This is a genomic window from Myroides sp. ZB35 (genome assembly GCF_001865835.1).
Lineage (GTDB): Bacteria > Bacteroidota > Bacteroidia > Flavobacteriales > Flavobacteriaceae > Flavobacterium > Flavobacterium odoratimimum.
Map to the genome: position 1 here is coordinate 4,036,836 of NZ_CP017769.1, position 21,610 is coordinate 4,058,445.

Consider the following 21,610-nt stretch of genomic DNA (forward strand, 5'->3'; position numbering starts at 1 on the left):
ACGACCTTGTTAAGTTATTTTTTAAAGAAATTATTATACGCATTCTTCACCTTGTTTGGTGTAGTTACTGTTGTCTTCTTTCTATTTAATATTCTTCCTGGAGATCCAGCTAGGATGATGCTTGACCAGAATGAAAACTCAGAACAACTATTAGCTATCAAAAAAAAGTATGGTTTTGATCAACCTAAAGGAAAGCAATATCTGCTTTACTTAAATGACTTATCTCCTATCTCTGTACATAGTGAAACAGAAGGAGATTACAGTTTTAATACCGATCAAAAGTACAATGGAACAGTCCTATTTAGCACAGGGCAATACAACTTGATGCTGAAGACACCATACTTAAGAGAAAGCTTCCAAAAAAGTGGTAAGAAAGTAAGTACTATACTTGGAGAAACCTTGCCAAACACTATTCTATTAGCAACATTAGCTATTAGTATCGCGCTTGGTATTGGTGTACTACTAGGTGTTGTTTCAGCTCTATTTAAAAACACATGGCTAGACAAAACAATAGCCATTATAAGTACTTTTGGGATGAGTATTCCTTCGTTCTTCAGTGCTATTTTATTTGCTTGGATATTCGGGTACGTACTGCATAGTTATACAGGACTACCGATGACAGGAAGTCTCTATGAGGTTGATGATTTCGGAGAAGGAAGACATTTAGTGCTAAAGAATGCTATATTACCTTCGATAGTACTTGGAATAAGACCATTAGCTGTAGTAATTCAGTTAATGAGAAACACACTATTAGAAGTACTTAATCAAGATTATATACGCACAGCCAAAGCTAAAGGACTAAGTACTACGCAGATTATCTATAAACACGCTTTAAAGAACTCCCTGAATCCTGTAGTTACAGCATTATCAGGATGGTTTGCTTCTATGCTTGCAGGAGCTGTTTTCGTAGAATATATCTTCGGGTGGAATGGCTTAGGTAAAGAAATAGTAGATGCACTGAATACACTAGACTTACCTGTCATTATGGGTGCAGTACTTATTATCTCTTCTTCTTTCGTAATCATTACTATTTTAGTAGATTTGATATATGCTTATTTAGACCCTAGAATCAAGTTAAATTAAACAATAAAACAGAAATAGAATCAATGAAAAAAATATTCATAACATTAGCACTAGCTGCTGCAGTATTTACTTCTTGTAAAGAAAAAGCAGAAACAACTACAGAAGAAATCTCAACTACATTACAAGAGGAGACTTCTGCTACACCAGAAGTAGAACAAGTAAAAGATACAACTGTATTTGCTTCTAGAGCATTAGAACAAGACTTTGCTGAATTAGATGGGAAGTCAATTACACTTCAACAAATCCTTGATCAACAAAAAGGAAAAGCTATCCTTATAGATGTATGGGCTGCTTGGTGTCCTGATTGTATCAAAGCGGTTCCTACTATGAAAGAGATTAAAGCAGAATTTACAAATGTAGCATTCGTTAATCTTTCTCTTGATAAAACAGAAGAATCTTGGAAAGAAGCAATTGAAAAATATGGTATTGAAGGACTTCACTACTACTCTAAAGAAGGAAAAGGAATGAAAGGAGACTTTGGTAAATCACTAGATTTAAACTGGATTCCTCGTTATATCGTAGTAGATAAAGAAGGAAAAATAGCACTATACAATGCTACTGAAAAGAACTTCGATCAAATAAAAGACTTACTTAAAAAAATTCAATAATATGAGACATTCAATCGTTGCTGGTAACTGGAAGATGCACAAGACATATTCTGAAACGCATACTCTATTAGATGAGTTAATTGAAAAATTACCTTCAGGGAAAGAAGTTGAAGTAATTGTAGCTCCTACTTTTGTAAACCTTGCTAGTGCTGTAGCACATTTAGAAGGAACTAATGTACAAGTAGCTGCACAAAATATGCATCAAGCTGAAGGTGGAGCATTCACAGGTGAAATATCTGCTCAAATGCTTACTAGCATTGGTGTAGAGACTGTGATCATTGGACACTCTGAAAGAAGACATTACTTTAATGAAACTGATGCTGTATTAGCTGATAAAGTAAATACTGCATTACGTCATAATATGCGTGTTATCTACTGTATAGGAGAAGAGCTAAAAGATAGAGAGAATAAACAGTTCTTAAACGTTATCTTTAATCAATTAAGAGATGGGTTATTCCACCTTACTAAAGAGCAATGGAGCAATATCGTTATTGCTTATGAGCCTGTTTGGGCTATTGGTACAGGAATGACAGCTACTCCAGAGCAAGCACAAGAAATACATGCTTTTATCCGTCAAGAAATTGATAGAAAGTATGATAAATCTGTTGCTGAGAATACTTCTATTCTTTATGGAGGAAGTGTTAAACCTAGTAATGCTCAAGAAATCTTCTCTAAACCTGATGTAGATGGTGGTCTTATCGGTGGAGCTGCTCTTGTAGCTGATGACTTTGTCGCTATCGTAAATGCTGCTAATTAATAGTATTTCATAATATTAAAGGGCATAAACTTTTGACAGTTTATGCCCTTTTTGCATAACATAACTTATACATATTGCCCTATTTTACACCTCTTTACAAAAGTATTTATTCTCTATTTAAATAGATTCTAAATAATTACAGTATATTTGTAGTCTATTAAATAACAATATAATGACTCATACTAATGATATTATCACTTATAGCCAGTCTCCTAAAGCATTAGGAGGTATTTATATAAAGGATCATACACATATAGAACAAAAAAAGTCTATCATTAACCACACACATAGAGATGATTACTATGTAATTTCTATTGTAACTAATGGAGAGATGAGAATGGACTGTGAAATGGAGACATTCACTGCCTTACGCAATAACATACTTATTGTCAAACCTTACCAAATACACAACGTTAGACACATTAGCGATGACTTCACTGGTTATCTTTTAGGCATACAAGAGTATAGAATACCTAATGATCTCAATGACTTGCTTTATACTTTACCAGAAAGTCAACAACTTCTAAACATAAAAGAAGAAGAGATGCAAATGCTTGCTACTACTTTTGAGTTAATGAAGAAACATACGGCTACCAATAGCCAACATAAGATGCAGATCATTAATGGGCTATTCTCTACTGCATTATATAGCATTTGTTCTCAAACAACGCATAACTTACAAAACAAAGAGTTAGGGACTCAGTCACAACCAACAGTGATTACAAGCAACTTTAAACGCCTAATCACACACCAGACACATCTGAACCTTCCTTCTTATTTTGCTAATGAATTAAGTATTACAACAGCACATCTAAATGACTGTGTAAAGAAAACCACAGGACAAACAGTTAGTTATTGGTTAAAGAAATCAATACTAGATGAAGCGAAACGCTTACTATATTACACCAACAAACCTGTTAAAGAAATTGCCTTTAACCTAGGTTTTGAAGACCATACGTATTTTTCTCGTATGTTTAAAAAACTAACCTATCAGACTCCTCTACAATTTAGAGATACTGTAAGAGCTTAATTCTATACTGTGAATTAAGCTCTTTTTTATAAGGAAAAAGAGAACATAAAACAGGGAGCAGTCAACTAAATTTAGAGATGTACATAACTCCTAATTCTTAATTCTACACTTTCCCCTCTTTTATCCAATCTTCTCCTATTTTAGTTTTACATCCTATTCCTTCTTTTTAATGAATTTTGCTTAAAACTAAAAGAGAAGAAAATGCCAAAGATTCCAAAACTAATAGGTACAATAGTAAAGACTGCATGGAGTAAGATGTTTGTTACTGTAGTAGTTACACAAAAAGAACAGCTAGCTAATGGCTTATTGAGAATACGTTTTGAAGCTGACCTTTCTAATTCTAAATATGAAATAGGACAAGCCATATTAATGCAAATATCAGACACAGAATATCGCAATTACACTCCTAGTATTTTTAATAAAGAAGAAGGGTACTTTGATGTAATATTTCATCAAAAAGCGAAAGGCCCTGGCACTACTTTTTTCAAGAATATAACAATAGGTACTGAACTCACTTCTAGTTTACCTAGAGGTCTAAATATCTATGATGAGAACACCTATTACCATTTCTTCTATGGTGATGATACTTGTATAGGATTCTGTCAGGCATTACAAGAAGAAATGAAAAAGAATAACCATAAACTAGAAGGTCTACTTGAGTTAAGTGATCATTCTATCCCTTATGCCAATGACCATCTACCTCATATGGAGTATATTGAAAAATCAGATGATAAAGAAGTATACCCTGCAGTAGATTATTTAGAATCTATAGATACTTACCGTTGGAATAAACTAGTTCATGGGCAATTCTACCTAATGGGTAATGGAAAGAGTATTCAGAAGTTTAGAAAGGCACTACGAGCAAAAGGAGTCTCTTCTAACAATATCATTACGCAGCCTTTCTGGATAGAAGGAAAAATAGGCTTATAAAATAGCAAACTTAACTAACTCAATAAACAACTGCTACGGAGAATAAATCAGATTAACTTATTCTCTGTAGCTATTTTTACAAGTTCAAACATATTCTTTGCTTTAAATTTCTGTAACAGATTTCGTCTATGCGTCTCCACAGTAATTATTGAAATAAACAGTTTATCCGCTATTTCTGCAGAAGTCAATCCATTAGATATAGCTTGTAGTACCTGCTGTTCTCTTTTAGTCAAACGAGGCAATTCTATAGGATTAGATAATTGAGTCAACATAATCTCTTGTACTTTCTTACTCAATGCTAACTCTCCATTAATAGCTCTTTCTACACATTCGACTATTTCTTTAGCGTCAGCATTCTTCAGAATATATCCATTACCTCCATTCTCTAAAAATCGAAAGATAATACTTCTCTCTTCCTGATTACTTATTCCTATAACAACAATATTAGGGGATTTCTGTTTAATCATCTTACAGAAATCTAATCCACTGCCATCATTGAGTACTATATCTAGTAATACCACATCTACTTTATTCTTCTGTACAAAATCTACTATTGCTTCTCCTGTACTGAAAAAGAATAATTGATATTTCTCATCTACTTGGAACAATGATTTTAAGCCTTCTAATATCATTGGATGATCATCTACTATCGCTAACGTGATTATATCCTTATTACACATTACATTCTACATTTATCGTTGTTCCTTGTCCTTTTTGAGAGTCTATACTTAATGTTCCATTAATTAACTGTACTCTGCTTTCCATATTTTTAATCCCTAATCCATATACTACCTTGGTAGTGTCAAATCCTACTCCATCATCCTCTATAGTCAAACTCAATAAGTCTTCGTTTTGACTAATCTGTACAATCACATTATCTGCTTGAGCATATTTAATTATATTACTTAATCCTTCCTGTGCTATGCGATACAAAACTAATTGTGTCTGAAAAGGAATAGTGGTACTGATAGTAAATGCTTCGAACTGAATACTCATTTTTTCATACGTCATAGATTCACACAATTCTTTTAAAGCAATTTCTAATCCTAAATTCTTTAGTGTCTCAGGCATTAGGTTTCTAGATATCCTCCTCATTTCTATGATAGACTTATCTATTTTAGCTAATAGCCCACTAGACTCACTCGTCTCTGTAGAAGAAATAGACATCCTTATATTCGCTAACATTCCTCCCATGCTGTCGTGCAGATCTTGAGCAATGCGTTGTCTTTCTTGTTCCTCCCCTTTTAATACAGCCTGAGAAGCTTCATATTTTCGCTTATTCTCTAAGTATATCAATTCTTGTTGATGGCTTATGTTGATCTGTTGATTTAGCTTTTGTTGATTTTTATAATTTCTAAAAGCTAATATAGCTATGATTACACTTAGTACTAGGCCTATTGCTAAAAACAGCATACGCATATTTCTATTTTTAGCCATCAAAGCATCTTCCTTTTTCTCTTGTATTAATTGATTAATTGTCTGCTCCTTATCATGAGTATCGTGTATAATCTCTAATTCGTTCATCTTTTCCAACAGCTTTTGTTGTTGGAGGCTATCTCCTAATACACTTGATTTTTTCATCCATTGATAAGCTTCTTTATAATCGCCTAACACCTCATTAACGGCTGCTAACTGTGTAAAAGTTATTTTGCGATTAACAGCTTCTTTACTCAAGATATTATCCTTTAAGATCTGCTCTAAGATAAGTTTAGCTCCCTCGTAATCACTCTGCATCAAATACACATTATAAACGCGGAAATAAAGCATTTGAGTAAGCTTAGGTTGCTTCATTTGCTTAGAGAGTTCTATTCCTTTATTTAAACTCACTAGAGCAGGTTTATATTCCTGTCTAGTGGTGTGATACATTGCTAATTGATAATAATAATTGGGATACTGTCTCGAATTAGGGTAGTGTTCTAACAGTTGAGTCGCTTTATCTAAATAGATCTTAGCTGCAGTGCTATTAGCTTGATAACAATAATTACTCACTAAATTAAAATAAGTAATCAAGTGAATAGTTCCCTCTTCTGGCAACTCCTTTAATACCTCTAAAGCTTTAAAGTGGTACTCTTCTGCTTTATCAAATTGTCCCACTGACATAAAAGTCAACCCTACTTGTGTATTAGCATAAGCTAGATATAACTTATTACCTGCCTTTTCACTTAATGGAATACACTTCTCTGTCAGCATTTTTAGTAAGACTTCATACCCTTTATCCTCTACTTGCACATATGCGTAGTTATACCAACTTCGAATTAAAACATCTACATTTTCCTTATCCTCCTTCAGCTCTTTAATCGCCTCTTCATAATATTGTTTCGCTTTGCTTTTACTCCCTTGATTAGTCTCATAAATCCCTTGATAATACGCTATCACGCCTTTAGATAACAAATGCTTATGAGGCGAAGACAATACCTTAGTCAGCGCTTCCTTACTTTTCACACTATCTGTAGGAGCATAAAACTCTGCTAAAAGCAAATAATGCTCTAAACGATTTTTTTCACTCTTACTAGTCTCGATTTGTTCATTTATTTCTCTGAAGTAACCTTCTTCATCTAAAGGTAATAGCTGCTGACCATAACTAAAAGAAATGAATAAAGTAAAAGAAACAAGTAGATAAAGATTTTTCAACATAGAATCATGTATTAAAGTACAAATATCACAATAAAAACACATTCATCATTTACTATTCTAAAATTAATGGTAAACCATTAGAAACAGATTCATGGTATTCTGTGATTGTCATAAAAAGCCAATCTACTGATATTTGTAACTCACATATAAAACAAAACAAAAAACATGAAAAACTCAAAATTAAGAACTGCTTTTTTAAGTGTATTAGCCGTTTTAACATTAGGCTTAGCTACTACAGCTTGTAGTAGTGATGATAATAGCACTGACAGTCCAGCTTTAGAAAAGAATACTTACAAAGTCACAGTATCCTTAACTAATGTAGGTGAGAATGATTTTGTTTCTCTAACTTATGCAGGAGGAACACTTAGCGGAAAAACAGATGTATGGAAAGTAAATGGTAAAGTTAGAACAGGTGAGTCTGCTATTAGTCTAGCGAAGAACGACTTCGGTACTGGTACTAAAACGTATGTAATCGAAACTACTGAGCCAATCAACGCTTTTGCTAATAGTGTACAGATTATTAACTATGGAGAGAGTTTACCAATCAACTATAAAATAGAAAAAGGAGGAAAAGTATTGGTTAATGAAGAACTAACTTTATCAGGAGATGGTAAAGACTTCTCTAAACAATACGCTTTCTAACATATTCTTATTACTTTCTCAAGTATTGTTTAGTTACTAGAACATCTTTATTATTAGTTGTCTAAGATGTTTACATGAGATGTTTGTTAACGATTACCCACTATAAGTGTTAGTACCTATAGTGGGTAATTTTATGTTTAAAAAGGTACTATATACTAATAAATCAACCCCACAATTCCTTTATTCATATCTATCTAACTCCTTATTACCATAAAGTAATAAGCTATCATAAGGATTGCCAGTTAACCCTAATAACTGTGCAAAAGCAGGCTCTGTTTTTATCCCTGCTTTTTTCAGCTTTATTACTTCTTGCTTGAAGCTATCACCTTTCTCGTTTAAGATAGCATATTCAATGAGCATATGTCGATAACCATTTTGTTCTTCTACAGGTCTAGGTTGAGCGAATAACTCTACAGGAAATTCTTCTAACGTAAAGTTGACTACTACAGTAGGTATACCTCCTATCTCTACTTCTGTCAAAGTATAATCTTCTATAAACAAAAACGAAAGTTGTACGGTTTGTATAAACTCCTCTTTATTCTGATAATAACAAGCAATATCTAAATCACTCCCTTCAACGGCAATATCTATCGGAAAAGTACCGATTAATACTGGATCAAACTTACGTAACTTATCCATTACTAATCCTTGTTCTAGTACCTCAGCTATTCGCTGTTGTACCTTATTTCCTTCTCTTAGATAACTCAGCTCTTTAAAATTAATATCACTCATTCTTCTATTTGTTATTTAATGCGCACTCATCTTAGAGAACACATTGATTACAACTACCCCTGCTATAATCAATCCCAGCCCTAATACAGCAGGAACATCTGGTTTTTGATTATACAGTACTATCGCTATCAAAGTTACTAAAACGATACCTACTCCTGACCATATCGCATACGCTATCCCAACAGGAATAGTGCGAAGAGTCTGACTTAAACAATAAAATGCAGCCGCATACATCAATACAGTCAATACACTAGCTCCTAATTTAGAAAATTGTTCTGATGCTTTTAAAGCACTTGTACCTATTACTTCACACACAATAGCTACTGCTAAAAAGATAAAATTCTTCATATATCATTTATTTACGCCACAAAAATAGCCCTCAACAGAGGGCTACTTTTTTGATATATGTCAAATTCTTCTGATTCTACTCAGTGTTTCTTGGGAGATCCCTAGATAAGATGCGATATTTCCTAAAGGGATTCTATTCACATCACTCCCTAGATCTTTTAATAATCTGTGGTATCGCTCTGTAGCAGACATGGTCTGTAGTTGAAAAGCTCTATCTTCTAACTGTAAACAATAGTCTTCTGTAGAGCGTCTTAAAATCAAGTTTAACTCAGGATATTCTTTAAAAAAACGAAATATAACTTGGTTTGGAATCGCATGTACCACACAGTCTTCCATACATTGTATAAACTCAAGAGAAGCTTTGCTCTTATACATCTGATAAGTAGACCCCATGATGGTTTGTTCAAAAGCAAACCATACATCTATCTCTTGATCATTATGCATATAGAATCCACGCACAAAGCCTTCTTCTAAAACATAAAGACTACCTGATAGTTGTCCTTTTTTTAGTAGGTACTCCCCTTTTCTCTTATAAAATATCTGAGTATTTTTCTCCAAAGCCTCTTTACACATTGGTGATAAATACCCGTATTGCTCGAATAATCTAATTAACATATTCATAGCGTTCCTTCGTTATAGCCTTTTATTTCTTAAGTCTAATATACCAAAAATTTGGCACACCTTCATCTAAAAATGTATCGACTACTTTAAAACCTACTTTTTCTAACACATGTCTAGAGCCATCATTACCTACTTCAGAACTAGCATGTATCGGTAACGTTGTCAAATGTTTGTCTGCATATACTAAGCATGCTTTCGCAGTCTCAGTAGCATATCCCTTACCCCATGCCTCGTAGATAAAGCGGTATCCTAAATCTAAGTATTCTGCGACTCCACTAGGACCGTCTTTTAAATACTTAAAGCCTGTCCACCCGATAAAAGTATTCGTTTCTTTCTCTATCACAGCCCATCTTCCGATGCCGAAGTCTTCGTATTGCTGACGAATAAATCTGATTACACCTAGCGCCTCTTCTTTAGTCCCTATCGGTTTCTTACCTAAGAACTCTAACACTCGGATATCTCCGTCTAAAGCCAATATTCCCTCTACATCTCCTTCTTCTAAAGGGCGAATTATCACTCTATCAGTCTCTATTATTTCTTTCATTTTCTTCTTTCTTTAATTGATTCATTACGAAGGTTACGCGTTCATCTACTGTCCCTTTAGGTACCTCTATTAGATTATAACCATATCGTTGATACGTTGTTTTCATTGTCTCATAAGTTGCCCTAGCTACCTCCATATCCTGTTTGCGCTCTTTGTCTTGCGTATATATTTCTTCCCATGGAGGTAAGATAAAGACAGTTGGCATATAGGGAAGACTGGAGGCGATACTATGCTGTGTCTCACTTATATCTAATCCTTCTAATACGGCATAGCCTATGCTATCGAGTATCCCTCTGTCCCATAATATAACCTCATCCGTTATACAATGTTCATAATCATAAATAGACTGAGACAACATCGCTTCATAAAATAATTGTTTATTCTCCCAAGGCAGTACATCACTACCCAAAGCTTGTTCGCGCTGGATAATAGCCCTCCCCACTTCAGGCATTACGGTATATCCTTGAGCTTCTAAGGCATGAAGTAACGTCGTTTTTCCGCTACCTGGGCCTCCTGTAAATATATAGAATCGTGGTATGTTCATGTATATAATATGGTATTACTCACTCTTATTGATAACCTCAACAAGAGCAAAACTGTTTTTACTGATACTTGTATTCTTAGGAAAAACGAAAAGCAATCACTGTAGTAGTACCTACACACTTTTCTAAAAATGAAGTCATTAAGATAGAAGATAACCTTAATGTAGTAAGGCAAATTTACTCAAAATATCCTAATCCAAAAAAAACAAACACATTACCACCTAACTATGGATATAGATTTACACTCCACATCCTATTTACTTTACACTATAATATACGCTATATATAGACTCAACTATAGGCACGGATTATACTCTATTATCTCATATATATAATCCGTGTCATACTTACTTCCTTGCTACGATAGCATATACTAAAGGAGCTTTATCCCCAAAAGGTTTAATCTGATACTTCTTAGGTGCTATCTCTACCACCTGATTAAAACAAGGGTAAGGAGAATAGTTATGTTCTTCGAAGGTATTTATTTGCAATTGATTATTAACCAATCCCTGCACAACATCAGCGATACTGTGATTCCAACTTACACTACCAAACTCAGCATCAGCAGTCTTATCTGCGTAGGTACCTGTCTCTGTCTCTACGATAGGCTCTATATTAAAATAAGAGTACTCTATCTTAGTAAAATCGTAGTCATACATCCAAATTAAAGGATGAAACTCTACAAAAACAAACTTACCTCCTGGTTTGACAAACTTAGAAACTACCTCAGCCCATTTATTCATATCTGGCAACCATCCAATAACTCCATAACTGGTATATACGATATCAAACTGCTCCTCTAATACCTCTGGCAGTTGATACACATCACTGCAAATAAATCGAGCATCTAGTCCTAACTGTTGAGCTAGTTCACTCCCCTTTTCTACAGCTTTATCAGACAGATCTACACCTGTTACATCTGCTCCCATTCTAGCTAACGAAAGCGTATCTTGTCCAAAGTGACATTGTAAGTGCAGAATCTTCTTCCCTTTAACATCTCCTAACAAGTTTAACTCTATCTCATTTAGAGAAGTCTCCCCTGCCAAAAAATCTTTCATATTATAGAACTCAGAATCTACGTGCAAAGCCACCTTCTCATTCCAAGTTTTTTTATTGATCTCTATATAGTTATTATTTGTGTCCACAGTCCATTAATTAAATACAAGCTAAAATACAGTTTTTTCATCAACCTCAATATTTTGTTCATCTGTATTTGAATGGCTTTTGTATAATAAGTTTTTCTCTTTATTCTCTATGTTTCTAAAGTTTAACCAATATTTATTTTCTATACAATTCTCTTCCACCTCAATAGAATCACAAGAGCTAATCCAAGAACAATAGCTGGATAATAAAAGGAGTATCCTTCGACAAAACATTTCTTTCCTCCACCATTCTCTAGGTATTGTCCATGAATTGTCCAAGGATTTCGCTATATGCCTTGTATTTACTAGGGTTAAGGTAGGTATGAATAAAGTAGTAAAATTATCAATAAACAGACAAACAGATAATAATCAACAACTTAAAACAAAACATCATGTAAAAAAATGATAGCTTTTTTTAAAATATTGGTTGTATAGAGGTCAAAATAACTGCTTTAACTAAAAAAAGAAGAGTAAAAAAAGCTATTTACCATTAAAAAGCAGTAAAAAGAAGAGAGAAAACAAAAAAAGTACAGGTAGTTTTTTCTAATAGATATTATAACAAAAAGACGTAGTTCTAGGGTGAACTACGTCTCTATCTATATTTCTTTTTGATAATATTTCTTTTGCCAATACAAACTTAATCTCACAAGAGCAATTAAGACAGGTACTTCTACCAAAGGCCCTATTACTCCCACAAATGCTTGGGGTGAATGTATTCCAAAGACTGCTATAGCAATGGCAATAGCTAATTCAAAGTTGTTTCCTGAAGCAGTGAAAGCGATAGCAGCATTGTGATCATAAGGTAATTTCATACGATAGTTCAGCCAAAAACTGATGGCAAACATCAATACAAAATAAATGACTAAAGGAATACCTACTTGTACCACTTCCATCGGTAATTCTACTACTTGCTGTCCTTTAAAAGAGAACATCAACAGTATCGTAAATAATAAAGCATACAAGGTAAAAGGTGATATACGTGGAATAAACCTGTGATTATACCACTGCTCTCCTTTGTATTTCACCAAGTATTTTCGGCTTAAGAAGCCTGCTAAAAAGGGAATTCCTAAGTAGATTAAGACACTCTGTATCACTTCACTTATTTCTATATGCACATCATAAGTAGCCAAACCTAATTTGGCAGGTAGTACATTGATGAAAAGCCATACATATACACTATAAAAAAGTACTTGAAACACACTATTCAGAGCTACTAACATAGCGGCATATTCTTTATTTCCTTTTGCCAAATCATTCCATACTAGCACCATCGCTATACATCTAGCCAGACCGATTAGAATCACTCCTATCATATAGTCAGGCTGATCCCTCAAAAAAATAATAGCCAACACAAACATAAGAACAGGACCAATCACCCAATTCAGTAGTAAGGATGAAGTTAATGCCTTTTTATCTTCAAACACTTTTGGCAATAAACTATAATCCACCTTAGCTAATGGAGGATACATCATCACAATCAACCCTATCGCTAGAGGGATATTTGTACTCCCTATAGACACCGATGCCATAAGATCTTGAATGCGAGGAAAGAAATAACCGACGCCAACACCTAATATCATGGCCAAAAATATCCAAAGGGTAAGGTAGCGATCTAAAAATTTCATCCTTTTATTTCTCATCCGAACAACACTCGCTACTAGGTGAACAACAAGATTCTACTTTTAAAGAAGACAGAGCTACTTTAGGTTTAGATACAGGTATACCACATGCATCTTCTGCTAAACACGCTGTCAAGGTATTTTGTAATACAAAGTGCTTATTAGTTGTATCAAAACCAAGATTATATTTACCTATAGTAGCCTGTTGGTATTCTACCTCTACTTCAGCATCTTGGATCTGTAATAAACGCTCAGACAAATTAATAATGTGCAATAGCTTCTCTGCTTTCAGTTGATGATCGTAATCATCTGCTAACCATAATTGGAAGCTCACTTTCAGCTCTTTTCGTACAGTACCTCCACAGTCAATAAAGTTTTTATCGATCTGACCTACTTCTGTAATATGAAAATGCGAGGGTACACTATTACCGTCTTCTAATTTAAATACCACGTCTTGCATGGTTGCTAACACTTGTTTTACTTCTGATAATTTCATATTTCTAAATTTTAACACTTATTAATACATCGTAATATTACGATACGTTAGTTTAAAAAAATGCCTTAGCAGCATTCGTTATTTTGAATAGATTGTGCAAAGAATAATCCAAATTCTTGAGCAAATTCATTCCATACCGTATCATCTATACAATAACAGACAGACTTTCCTTCTATACTTCCCTTAATAAGACCACTGTTTTTTAACTCTTTCAGATGTTGAGAGATAGTTGCTTGTGCAAGACCTAATTCTTCTACTAAGTCATTACAGATACAGGCTTTCTGATTAATGATGTATTGAAGAATAGCTAATCTAGCAGGATGCGCTAGTACTTTAAACATACTCGCTAACCGATTCATTTTCTCGCTAAACAATTCTGCTTTTGTAATTCCCATAATCTCTTCATTTAATACATCGCAATATTACGATGTATTATTCAGATAAGAAAGGAAATGAGGTATAATTACACGAATGATATAAGGTAGAGACGCAATACTTTGCGTCTAACACCCAGTATTAAAATGCATTAAAAAAAACAGGAATACTTTTTGTAGACATTAATTAAACCAAAAACAATGAATCTAAACAATAAAATATATAGAAGTCCTTCTAACAGGGCTCAATGGTGGGATTATAGTAATAATGGTACTTACTTTATTACAATATGTACAAAAGATAGAATCAATTACTTTGGTACAATTCAACAAGAAGAAATAATCTTGAGCCCATTAGGACATAGCGTATTAAAATGTTGGAATAATATTCCTTTATATCATCCTTATGTCATACTTGATGCTTTTATCATAATGCCTAATCATATACATGGTATTTTACATATTAACAACAGTAACACATTTAATGACAACAGCACATTAAAAAAGGAATGCAAAGTTACTTCTGGTAGTTTAGGCTCTATAATAAGAGGATTTAAAGTAGGAGTAAAGAAAGATGCTTACACACTAAATATTCCTTTTTTCTGGCAACCAAGATATCATGATCATATCATACGAACTGCAGAATCTTATATTAAGATTGCTAATTATATTATAATGAATCCTATTACATGGAAACAAGACAAATTCTATAATAACCTATAAATCATATTGATGGACATACTATACGGTAGACGCAATGTATTGCGTCTCTACAGAACATTACTGATATACACACTACACGTTAGATACAATGTATTGTGCCTCTACAGAACATTCTTTGTCATATAAAATTCATTAACCTATGAATATAAAAAAAGAGGATGTTCTATAAAGAACACCCTCCACTTAAACAATTAAAAGTACTTATTACTACTAATAAGCTTTATCTATATCAGTTACTCTGATCAGTTTTTCATTGACGAATTCATGGATACCGTATTTCGCTTGTTCTCTACCATACCCTGACTTCTTCGTACCACCAAAAGGTAATTCTGGTGAGATACCTGTCACATGGTTGATATACACCATTCCGGTAGCAATCTGACGAGCGACCTTCACTCCTCTTTCTTTATTCTCTGTGAATACACTACCTCCTAATCCATAATCTGTATCATTAGCTAATGCGATAGCCTCTGCCTCGTTCTCTACTTCATAAATCATGAATACAGGACCGAATATCTCTTCGCTATAGGCATCCATCCCTTTTTTGATACCTGTTAGAATAGTTGGTTCCATAAACCATCCCTCTCTATCTAATTTATTTCCACCATAGACTAACTTAGCGCCTTGTTCTACAGCTTTCTTCACTTGTTTTAATACATCTTCTCTTGCTTTCTCACTACTTAGAGGTGCTAACTGAGTATCGGCTGACATAGGATCCCCTACTTTCGTTTGCTTTACTTGTTCAGTCACTCCTTCAATAAACGCCTTAGCTAATTTCTTATCTACTATAAGACGTTTAGGCGATACACATACTTGACCTGCATTCCATAGTCGACCTTCCACAGCACCCTTAATTGCTTTCTTAAGATCTGCATCATCTAGTACTACGAAAGCATCACTACCTCCTAACTCTAATGTCGTTTTCTTAATGTGCTTACCTGCAGCAGCAGCTACACTCGATCCTGCTGGCTCACTTCCTGTGAATGCTACAGCTTTCACTCTAGGATCACCGATAATCGCTTCTATAGATGCTCCTGGCACAAATAAGTTAGTGTATACCCCATCAGGTAGACCACATTCTTTAAAGATTATCTCCATAATCTCTGCACACTGAGGAATATTAGAAGCGTGTTTTAACACCATTGTATTCCCTGCCATAAGATTAGGAGCAGCAGAACGTGTAATCTGATAGAATGGGAAGTTCCACGGCTGTACACTAAGAATAGTACCTATGGGTTCTTTACTAATAAATGCTTCTCCGTGAGGTATTTTTATCTTTTCATCTGCTAATAAGGTTTCTGCATTAGTAGCATAGAAGTCAAAGATATCCGCACATAATAGCACTTCTCCTATCCCTTCACTGTGTAGTTTACCCATCTCACGAGTGATTAAGGCTCCTAGCTCTTCCTTGCGTGCTCTGAAAGCTTCTGCTACTTTATGAATAATAGCTGCTCTTTCTTTTATCGTTGTCTTTCCCCATGTCAGAAAGGTCTTATCTGCTTTAGCTAAGATCTTATCTATTTCTTCAGGTGACATCACTGGATACACTTTTTCTTCTTTTCCCGTAGTTGGGTTAATTGTTTTAATACTTGATTTTATCTGTGTACTCATAATTATATTTTTTTAAGTTCCCACTAATTTACTTAATTGAAAATGAAACACTTAAAAACTTATGTTAAATCCCTATAAGCGAAGAAAATATAACAAATGTGAGTCTGAATAACACAAGGATCTCATAAGAACAAGAACTGTTGTACTATAATAAACAGTAGTATGAGTCTATTGTATTCCATATTTAGCTATGCAACACTGTTGCAAAGACATAGTCTATGTTTTATCATCTCATCTCTTTCTACTATATTTGCCTTATGAAACAATTCAACAACATATTAAACTTATTTCTTTCGTTAGTTTTTCTAGCGATAAGTTTCTATCCTTGTGCGGATAGTTATGTTGATTTGAATATTACTCAAAGTACAAAATCTATACACTTAACTTCTTTACAACAGGCTGACTCTGATATAGACCACTTAGATGTGTGCTCTCCATTGTGTAGCTGTTCTTGTTGCGCAGTTTCTTTAACTGTGGCAGAAGTCATTAATGTAATAGACCTTTCTTCTGTAAAACACAACCACAAAATCCCTTCATATCACAAAGATACTGTGATTAGAATGGAGTACCCTATTTGGCAACCACCTAAGATAGTTGCTTAATACCCTTTTAACTTTCTTTTTCTATCTATTCATTGAGCTATAATGTTGTTCAATGAACCTGTAGAGCTACTTATTTCTGTAGCTATATTCTAACAGAGAACAAGATTGTAGCTATCCTATACAGGCTTATAGAATCATAAAGTTAACTCTTGTTATGGGGCATTACTTAGCCCATACAACACATCACAAATCATTTTTAAGACTATTACTACTATGTTAGATAAAATCATACATTTTAGTATCCGCAACAAGTTTATTATTGGACTATTTGTTCTAGGGTTAATCACGCTTGGGACTTATTCTCTACTTAATTTACCAATGGATACTCAACCTGATATAACCAATAATCAAGTTCAAATTATCACTAGTTCTCCTACACTAGCAACACAAGAAGTGGAACAATTCATCACCTATCCTATCGAGCAGGCTGTAAAGCCTATTCCTAATATAACGGAACTTCGCTCTATCAGTAGGTTTGGACTAAGTGTGATCACTGTAGTATTTACAGAAGACACGGATATATACTGGGCTCGTAATCAAATATCAGAAAAACTAAAAACTGCTGAAGAAGTCATTCCTAAAGGAGTAGGAACACCTGAGTTAGCTCCTGTGAGTACAGGGCTAGGCGAAATATACCAATATGTAGTCTACCCTAAAGATGGCTACGAAGAAAGATACAATAGTATGGATCTACGTACTATACAAGACTGGATTATCAAACCACAACTGGTAGGTGTAAAAGGAGTGGCTGAAGTAAACACCCTAGGAGGTCAATTAAAGCAATACGAAATAGCAGTAAAACCTGACTTGCTTAACAGTATGAACACCTCTATCCTTGAGATATTTAACGCACTAGAAGCCAATAACGAGAATACTGGAGGGGCTTATATTGACAAAAAACCTTATGCTTACTTCATCAGAAGTGTAGGAATGGTAAAAAGCATAGAAGACATAGAGCGAATCGTAGTGAAGTCTAACAACGGTACACCTGTATTAGTGCGCGATGTAGCAGAAGTACGCATCGGGAGCAGTATTCGATATGGTGCTGTGACTAAAGATGGAAAAGGTGAAGATGTGAGTGGTATGGTGATGATGCTAAAAGATGCCAATACACAAGAAGTGGTCAAAGCGGTAAAAGAAAGAATCACTCAAATAGAAAAAACACTACCTGAAGGAGTAGCAATAGAACCTTTTATAGATAGAACTAAATTAATCGACAAAACAGTTAGCACAATACAAACAAACCTTATCGAAGGTGCTCTGATTGTCGTATTTGTACTAGTATTGCTTTTAGGAAACTGGAGAGCAGGGCTAATCGTAGCTTCTGTGATACCTCTAGCCTTATTATTCGCTATCTCTATGATGAAGTTATTCGGTGTAAGTGGTAACTTAATGAGTTTAGGAGCGATTGATTTCGGATTAATAGTCGATGGAGCTGTTATTATTGTAGAAGCCATAGTACATCGACTCCATGCAGGTAAAAATAGAGTGCTCACCCAAGACGAAATGAACACTGAAGTATATACTGCTTCGTCTAAAATAAGAACAAGTGCTTCGTTTGGAGAAATTATTATCCTAATCGTGTACTTGCCTATATTAGCTTTAACAGGCATCGAAGGAAAAATGTTTGGCCCTATGGCGATGACTGTGTCATTTGCTATTCTAGGAGCTTTCATTCTTTCGCTTACTTATGTACCTATGGCCTCTTCGTTATTCTTATCAAAGAAAGCAGGAAAAGAAAAACCAAACTTTAGTGATAAGATTATTGACAAACTATATAGTTGGTATAAACCTCTATTAGAAGGTGCTTTTAAAATAAAAAGAATCGTTCTAGCTATTGCTTTTGGATTATTTGCTATTGCTTTATTTGTCTTCGGTCGTATGGGAGGTGAGTTTATTCCTACTCTAGACGAAGGAGATTTAGCTACACATATTATTATCTCTTCTGGTAGTTCACTATCTCAAGAAATAGAGACTACAACTAAGGCAGAACAGATTCTAATGGAGCGCTTCCCTGAAGTGAAAATGGTCATCTCAAAAATAGGTAGTGCAGAGATTCCAACAGATCCTATGCCTATGGAAGCTGCCGATATGATTATTATTTTAAAAGAGAAAAAAGAATGGACATCAGCTAAAACCAAAGAGGAACTTATCTCTCTAATGGAAGAAGCACTAGAAGAAATACCGGGAGTAACGACAGAATTCTCTCAGCCTATCCAAATGCGTTTTAACGAACTAATGACCGGAGTAAGAAGTGATGTAGCGATTAAAGTATTTGGAGACGATCTAGATCGCCTAGCGAGTATAGGAGATGAAATAAGTGGTCTAATCTCAGGTGTACCTGGTGTAGCTAGTCCTAAACTAGAAAGAGTAAGCGGATTGCCACAGATATCGATTAAGTATAATCAAGATAAACTTGCGCTATATGGGCTTACCATATCTGAAATCAGTCAAGTCGTAAGAGCTGGTTTTGCAGGAGAAACTGCAGGAGTAGTTTATGAAGGAGAAAAGAGATTTGACCTAGTCGTGCGCTTAGAAAGCAATTCTAGACAAGATATTGAAAACCTAAGAAATATGTTTATCCCATTAGCGAATGGGCAACAAATTCCCTTAGGGCAAATCGCTAATATCGACTATGAAGACGGTCCTCAACAGATCAGTAGAGAAGATGGTAAAAGACGTATTGTATTAGGATTTAATGTCCGCGAACGAGATGTAAAAAGTGTGGTGAATGACATTCAAGCCATCTTAGATAAAAAACTAGATATGCCTGATGGATACTTTATCACTTATGGAGGACAATTTGAAAACTTAGTGGAAGCAACAAACCGATTAATGGTAGCTGTACCAGTAGCTCTAGCATTAATATTTGTGTTGTTATACTTTACTTTTAAATCAGGAAAACAGTCCTTGATGATCTTTACTGCTATTCCTCTTTCTGCTATCGGTGGAGTAGCTGCATTATGGCTTAGAGATATGCCATTTAGTATCTCAGCAGGAGTTGGATTTATCGCACTTTTCGGAGTCGCTGTATTAAATGGTATCGTACTAATCGGTCAGTTTAACTCACTTAAAAAAGAAGGTATGGATTTATACGAAAGAATTATAGAAGGAACTAAAATACGTCTACGCCCTGTATTACTTACAGCAGCTGTAGCTTCTCTAGGTTTCTTACCAATGGCACTGAGCACTAGTGCTGGAGCAGAAGTACAAAAACCCCTAGCTACAGTAGTTATCGGAGGGTTAATATCTGCTACTATCTTAACGTTAATCGTCTTGCCTATTATCTATTACTATGAAGAAAAAGGATTGGGTATAGGCAAAAAAAATAAAACTATAGTAGCCTCTACTCTATTATTACTAATGGGGATAGGTACACAAGCACAAGAAGTCAAAAAGCTTACATTACAAGAGGCTTTAGAACTAAGCGTAGCAAATAATAAAGGAATAAAAGCGGCAGAGTATAATACAATTGCTCAAAAGCAAATGATAGGAACATACTTTGACCTAGCTAAAACAGATATCTCAACAGGTTTTGGGTATTTAGACACTAAAGAGAAAAAGGACATTACCTTGTCTATTTCTCAATCTTTCTCACCGTTTACCTATGGAAAGAAAAAGTCTGTTCTAAATAAGGCTTACGAGACCGCTGTTATCCAACAGCAAGGAGCTGTTAATGTTACAGAATATGCAGTAAGACAAGCTTGGGAAAACTTATTGTATGCACTTTCAAAAGAAGTACTACTTAAAGAACAAGCAGACTTGTTAAAGGATTTTTCTAAATCAGCTAAGCTTCGCTATGAAACAGGTGAAACTACACTGATGGAAAGTAATGTAGCTTCTGCTAAAGAACAAGAGTTAAGAGTACTTATCACACAAAATAAAACAGGGATAGACAACGAAACTTCTAAGCTAAAAGCTCTATTAAACTTAGAGGAAGATTTCATCCCTATGAACACTGATATTGTGTATGACAAACACGAGGCGGATGTTGACTTTGATTTGAGTTTAAACAACACTATTCAGCTAGCAGAAAAAGAGATCGAAACAATAGAAGCAAATAGAAGACTAGAGAAGGCAAACTTCTTACCTGACTTCTCATTAGGTTATAATATAAAATCAGATTCAGGAACTGTAACAGGGAGTAATGGACTACCTATCACTTATGGTAAAGAATTGCGTGTACCAAGTTATACTGTTGGGATTTCTATACCTATCTTCTTTGGTAGTCAAAACGCTAAGGTAAAAGCGATGAAGTATGAAATACAACAAGCTACAGTGCAAAAAGAATACCTGCACAAACAGTTAGAAGAAAATGTCCAACAACAATTTGACATTATCAAAGCACAAGAAAAAGTAATCGATTACTATCAAGAAAACGCTTTAAAAAATGCTGCGCTTATCAAAGATCACGCTAAGAAATCTTATAATAATGGGGATATCTCTTATGTAGAATACATTCAATCTGTAGAAACAGCACTAGCGATTCAGATGAATTACTTAGATGCTATTCTACAGTATAACCTAAGTCACAATACCCTACATTATTTAGTAAACCAATAATATCAGAGA

Annotated in this window: 21 protein-coding genes; 9 read left to right on the forward strand and 12 right to left on the reverse strand. The window is 34.6% G+C overall.

Annotated features, from left to right (window positions below):
- Nucleotides 1-6 precede the first annotated feature (6 nt).
- The 5 genes from BK054_RS17935 to BK054_RS17955 all read left to right on the forward strand — a co-directional run bounded on the left by BK054_RS17935 (nucleotide 7) and on the right by BK054_RS17955 (nucleotide 4,408).
- Nucleotides 7-1,083, forward strand: a complete 1,077-nt coding sequence (locus BK054_RS17935) for an ABC transporter permease (protein WP_039330292.1) — start codon at nucleotides 7-9, stop codon at nucleotides 1,081-1,083.
- Nucleotides 1,084-1,106: 23 nt separating this feature from the next.
- The gene (locus BK054_RS17940) at nucleotides 1,107-1,691 is read left to right on the forward strand and encodes a TlpA family protein disulfide reductase (protein WP_006261757.1); all 585 of its coding nucleotides are present in this window, start codon (nucleotides 1,107-1,109) and stop codon (nucleotides 1,689-1,691) included.
- Between the two features lies 1 nt (nucleotide 1,692).
- Nucleotides 1,693-2,448 carry a triose-phosphate isomerase gene (tpiA, locus tag BK054_RS17945; protein WP_006258553.1) on the forward strand — a complete coding sequence of 252 codons (756 nt, stop codon included), beginning with the start codon at nucleotides 1,693-1,695 and terminating at the stop codon, nucleotides 2,446-2,448.
- Between the two features lie 172 nt (nucleotides 2,449-2,620).
- Nucleotides 2,621-3,478 carry an AraC family transcriptional regulator gene (locus BK054_RS17950; protein ID WP_006261759.1) on the forward strand — a complete coding sequence of 286 codons (858 nt, stop codon included), beginning with the start codon at nucleotides 2,621-2,623 and terminating at the stop codon, nucleotides 3,476-3,478.
- A 201-nt stretch (nucleotides 3,479-3,679) separates the two neighbouring features.
- On the forward strand, nucleotides 3,680-4,408 hold the full coding sequence (locus BK054_RS17955) for an FAD-binding oxidoreductase (RefSeq protein WP_071307610.1): 729 nt from the start codon (nucleotides 3,680-3,682) through the stop codon (nucleotides 4,406-4,408).
- A 47-nt stretch (nucleotides 4,409-4,455) separates the two neighbouring features.
- Here BK054_RS17955 and BK054_RS17960 read toward each other — a convergent pair whose 3' ends face one another.
- Nucleotides 4,456-5,088, reverse strand: coding sequence for a response regulator (locus BK054_RS17960; RefSeq protein ID WP_071307611.1), 633 nt, complete (start codon nucleotides 5,086-5,088; stop codon nucleotides 4,456-4,458).
- Nucleotides 5,081-7,042 (reverse strand): ATP-binding protein, encoded by a 1,962-nt coding sequence (locus BK054_RS17965; protein WP_071307612.1) that lies wholly within the window; start codon nucleotides 7,040-7,042, stop codon nucleotides 5,081-5,083. The genes BK054_RS17960 and BK054_RS17965 overlap by 8 nt, the downstream gene beginning before the upstream one ends.
- Nucleotides 7,043-7,207: 165 nt before the next feature.
- Between BK054_RS17965 and BK054_RS17970 the strand changes: the two genes are divergently transcribed.
- Entirely contained in the window at nucleotides 7,208-7,684 is a 477-nt protein-coding gene (locus BK054_RS17970; RefSeq protein ID WP_071307613.1) for a hypothetical protein, read from the forward strand.
- A gap of 180 nt (nucleotides 7,685-7,864) precedes the next feature.
- On the opposite strand, the gene BK054_RS17975 is transcribed toward BK054_RS17970, so the two are convergent.
- From BK054_RS17975 to BK054_RS18015, 9 genes are all read right to left on the reverse strand, one after another.
- Complete coding sequence (locus BK054_RS17975; RefSeq protein WP_071307614.1) at nucleotides 7,865-8,416, reverse strand: DUF4269 domain-containing protein; 552 nt, start codon at nucleotides 8,414-8,416, stop codon at nucleotides 7,865-7,867.
- A gap of 15 nt (nucleotides 8,417-8,431) precedes the next feature.
- Nucleotides 8,432-8,764, reverse strand: coding sequence for a DMT family transporter (locus BK054_RS17980; RefSeq protein ID WP_006258563.1), 333 nt, complete (start codon nucleotides 8,762-8,764; stop codon nucleotides 8,432-8,434).
- 60 nt (nucleotides 8,765-8,824) lie between these two features.
- Nucleotides 8,825-9,385: a Crp/Fnr family transcriptional regulator gene (locus BK054_RS17985; RefSeq protein ID WP_006258565.1), complete on the reverse strand. Its 561-nt coding sequence runs from the start codon at nucleotides 9,383-9,385 to the stop codon at nucleotides 8,825-8,827.
- Nucleotides 9,386-9,407: 22 nt separating this feature from the next.
- Entirely contained in the window at nucleotides 9,408-9,929 is a 522-nt protein-coding gene (locus tag BK054_RS17990; protein ID WP_071307615.1) for a GNAT family N-acetyltransferase, read from the reverse strand.
- Nucleotides 9,907-10,473: an AAA family ATPase gene (locus tag BK054_RS17995; RefSeq protein WP_071307616.1), complete on the reverse strand. Its 567-nt coding sequence runs from the start codon at nucleotides 10,471-10,473 to the stop codon at nucleotides 9,907-9,909. The genes BK054_RS17990 and BK054_RS17995 overlap by 23 nt, the downstream gene beginning before the upstream one ends.
- A gap of 345 nt (nucleotides 10,474-10,818) precedes the next feature.
- Complete coding sequence (locus tag BK054_RS18000; RefSeq protein WP_071307617.1) at nucleotides 10,819-11,616, reverse strand: class I SAM-dependent methyltransferase; 798 nt, start codon at nucleotides 11,614-11,616, stop codon at nucleotides 10,819-10,821.
- Between the two features lie 593 nt (nucleotides 11,617-12,209).
- Nucleotides 12,210-13,238 (reverse strand): ACR3 family arsenite efflux transporter, encoded by a 1,029-nt coding sequence (gene arsB, locus BK054_RS18005; protein ID WP_071307662.1) that lies wholly within the window; start codon nucleotides 13,236-13,238, stop codon nucleotides 12,210-12,212.
- A gap of 4 nt (nucleotides 13,239-13,242) precedes the next feature.
- Nucleotides 13,243-13,728, reverse strand: a complete 486-nt coding sequence (locus BK054_RS18010; RefSeq protein ID WP_071307618.1) for a DUF6428 family protein — start codon at nucleotides 13,726-13,728, stop codon at nucleotides 13,243-13,245.
- A gap of 65 nt (nucleotides 13,729-13,793) precedes the next feature.
- A complete protein-coding gene (locus BK054_RS18015) occupies nucleotides 13,794-14,123 on the reverse strand; it encodes an ArsR/SmtB family transcription factor (protein WP_071307619.1) in 330 nt (109 codons plus the stop codon).
- 180 nt (nucleotides 14,124-14,303) lie between these two features.
- Here BK054_RS18015 and BK054_RS18020 point away from each other — a divergent pair, with 180 nt between their 5' ends.
- Nucleotides 14,304-14,825 carry a transposase gene (locus BK054_RS18020; protein ID WP_006261771.1) on the forward strand — a complete coding sequence of 174 codons (522 nt, stop codon included), beginning with the start codon at nucleotides 14,304-14,306 and terminating at the stop codon, nucleotides 14,823-14,825.
- Between the two features lie 210 nt (nucleotides 14,826-15,035).
- On the opposite strand, the gene BK054_RS18025 is transcribed toward BK054_RS18020, so the two are convergent.
- Nucleotides 15,036-16,436 (reverse strand): NAD-dependent succinate-semialdehyde dehydrogenase, encoded by a 1,401-nt coding sequence (locus BK054_RS18025; protein ID WP_071307620.1) that lies wholly within the window; start codon nucleotides 16,434-16,436, stop codon nucleotides 15,036-15,038.
- Between the two features lie 257 nt (nucleotides 16,437-16,693).
- On the opposite strand from BK054_RS18025, the gene BK054_RS18030 reads away from it, so the two are divergent.
- Entirely contained in the window at nucleotides 16,694-17,038 is a 345-nt protein-coding gene (locus BK054_RS18030; RefSeq protein ID WP_071307621.1) for a DUF6660 family protein, read from the forward strand.
- Between the two features lie 213 nt (nucleotides 17,039-17,251).
- Nucleotides 17,252-21,601, forward strand: coding sequence for a CusA/CzcA family heavy metal efflux RND transporter (locus tag BK054_RS18035; protein WP_071307622.1), 4,350 nt, complete (start codon nucleotides 17,252-17,254; stop codon nucleotides 21,599-21,601).
- Nucleotides 21,602-21,610: the final 9 nt, after the last annotated feature.

What these genes read in the sequence shown, in the direction of transcription:
- BK054_RS17940 (WP_006261757.1), top strand. Translation starts at nt 1,107, where the DNA reads ATGAAAAAAATATTCATAACATTAGCACTAGCTGCTGCAGTATTTACT.
- tpiA (WP_006258553.1), top strand. Translation starts at nt 1,693, where the DNA reads ATGAGACATTCAATCGTTGCTGGTAACTGGAAGATGCACAAGACATAT.
- BK054_RS17950 (WP_006261759.1), top strand. Translation starts at nt 2,621, where the DNA reads ATGACTCATACTAATGATATTATCACTTATAGCCAGTCTCCTAAAGCA.
- BK054_RS17955 (WP_071307610.1), top strand. Translation starts at nt 3,680, where the DNA reads ATGCCAAAGATTCCAAAACTAATAGGTACAATAGTAAAGACTGCATGG.
- BK054_RS17960 (WP_071307611.1), bottom strand. Translation starts at nt 5,088, where the DNA reads ATGTGTAATAAGGATATAATCACGTTAGCGATAGTAGATGATCATCCA.
- BK054_RS17965 (WP_071307612.1), bottom strand. Translation starts at nt 7,042, where the DNA reads ATGTTGAAAAATCTTTATCTACTTGTTTCTTTTACTTTATTCATTTCT.
- BK054_RS17970 (WP_071307613.1), top strand. Translation starts at nt 7,208, where the DNA reads ATGAAAAACTCAAAATTAAGAACTGCTTTTTTAAGTGTATTAGCCGTT.
- BK054_RS17975 (WP_071307614.1), bottom strand. Translation starts at nt 8,416, where the DNA reads ATGAGTGATATTAATTTTAAAGAGCTGAGTTATCTAAGAGAAGGAAAT.
- BK054_RS17980 (WP_006258563.1), bottom strand. Translation starts at nt 8,764, where the DNA reads ATGAAGAATTTTATCTTTTTAGCAGTAGCTATTGTGTGTGAAGTAATA.
- BK054_RS17985 (WP_006258565.1), bottom strand. Translation starts at nt 9,385, where the DNA reads ATGAATATGTTAATTAGATTATTCGAGCAATACGGGTATTTATCACCA.
- BK054_RS17990 (WP_071307615.1), bottom strand. Translation starts at nt 9,929, where the DNA reads ATGAAAGAAATAATAGAGACTGATAGAGTGATAATTCGCCCTTTAGAA.
- BK054_RS17995 (WP_071307616.1), bottom strand. Translation starts at nt 10,473, where the DNA reads ATGAACATACCACGATTCTATATATTTACAGGAGGCCCAGGTAGCGGA.
- arsB (WP_071307662.1), bottom strand. Translation starts at nt 13,238, where the DNA reads ATGAAATTTTTAGATCGCTACCTTACCCTTTGGATATTTTTGGCCATG.
- BK054_RS18010 (WP_071307618.1), bottom strand. Translation starts at nt 13,728, where the DNA reads ATGAAATTATCAGAAGTAAAACAAGTGTTAGCAACCATGCAAGACGTG.
- BK054_RS18015 (WP_071307619.1), bottom strand. Translation starts at nt 14,123, where the DNA reads ATGGGAATTACAAAAGCAGAATTGTTTAGCGAGAAAATGAATCGGTTA.
- BK054_RS18020 (WP_006261771.1), top strand. Translation starts at nt 14,304, where the DNA reads ATGAATCTAAACAATAAAATATATAGAAGTCCTTCTAACAGGGCTCAA.
- BK054_RS18025 (WP_071307620.1), bottom strand. Translation starts at nt 16,436, where the DNA reads ATGAGTACACAGATAAAATCAAGTATTAAAACAATTAACCCAACTACG.
- BK054_RS18030 (WP_071307621.1), top strand. Translation starts at nt 16,694, where the DNA reads ATGAAACAATTCAACAACATATTAAACTTATTTCTTTCGTTAGTTTTT.
- BK054_RS18035 (WP_071307622.1), top strand. Translation starts at nt 17,252, where the DNA reads ATGTTAGATAAAATCATACATTTTAGTATCCGCAACAAGTTTATTATT.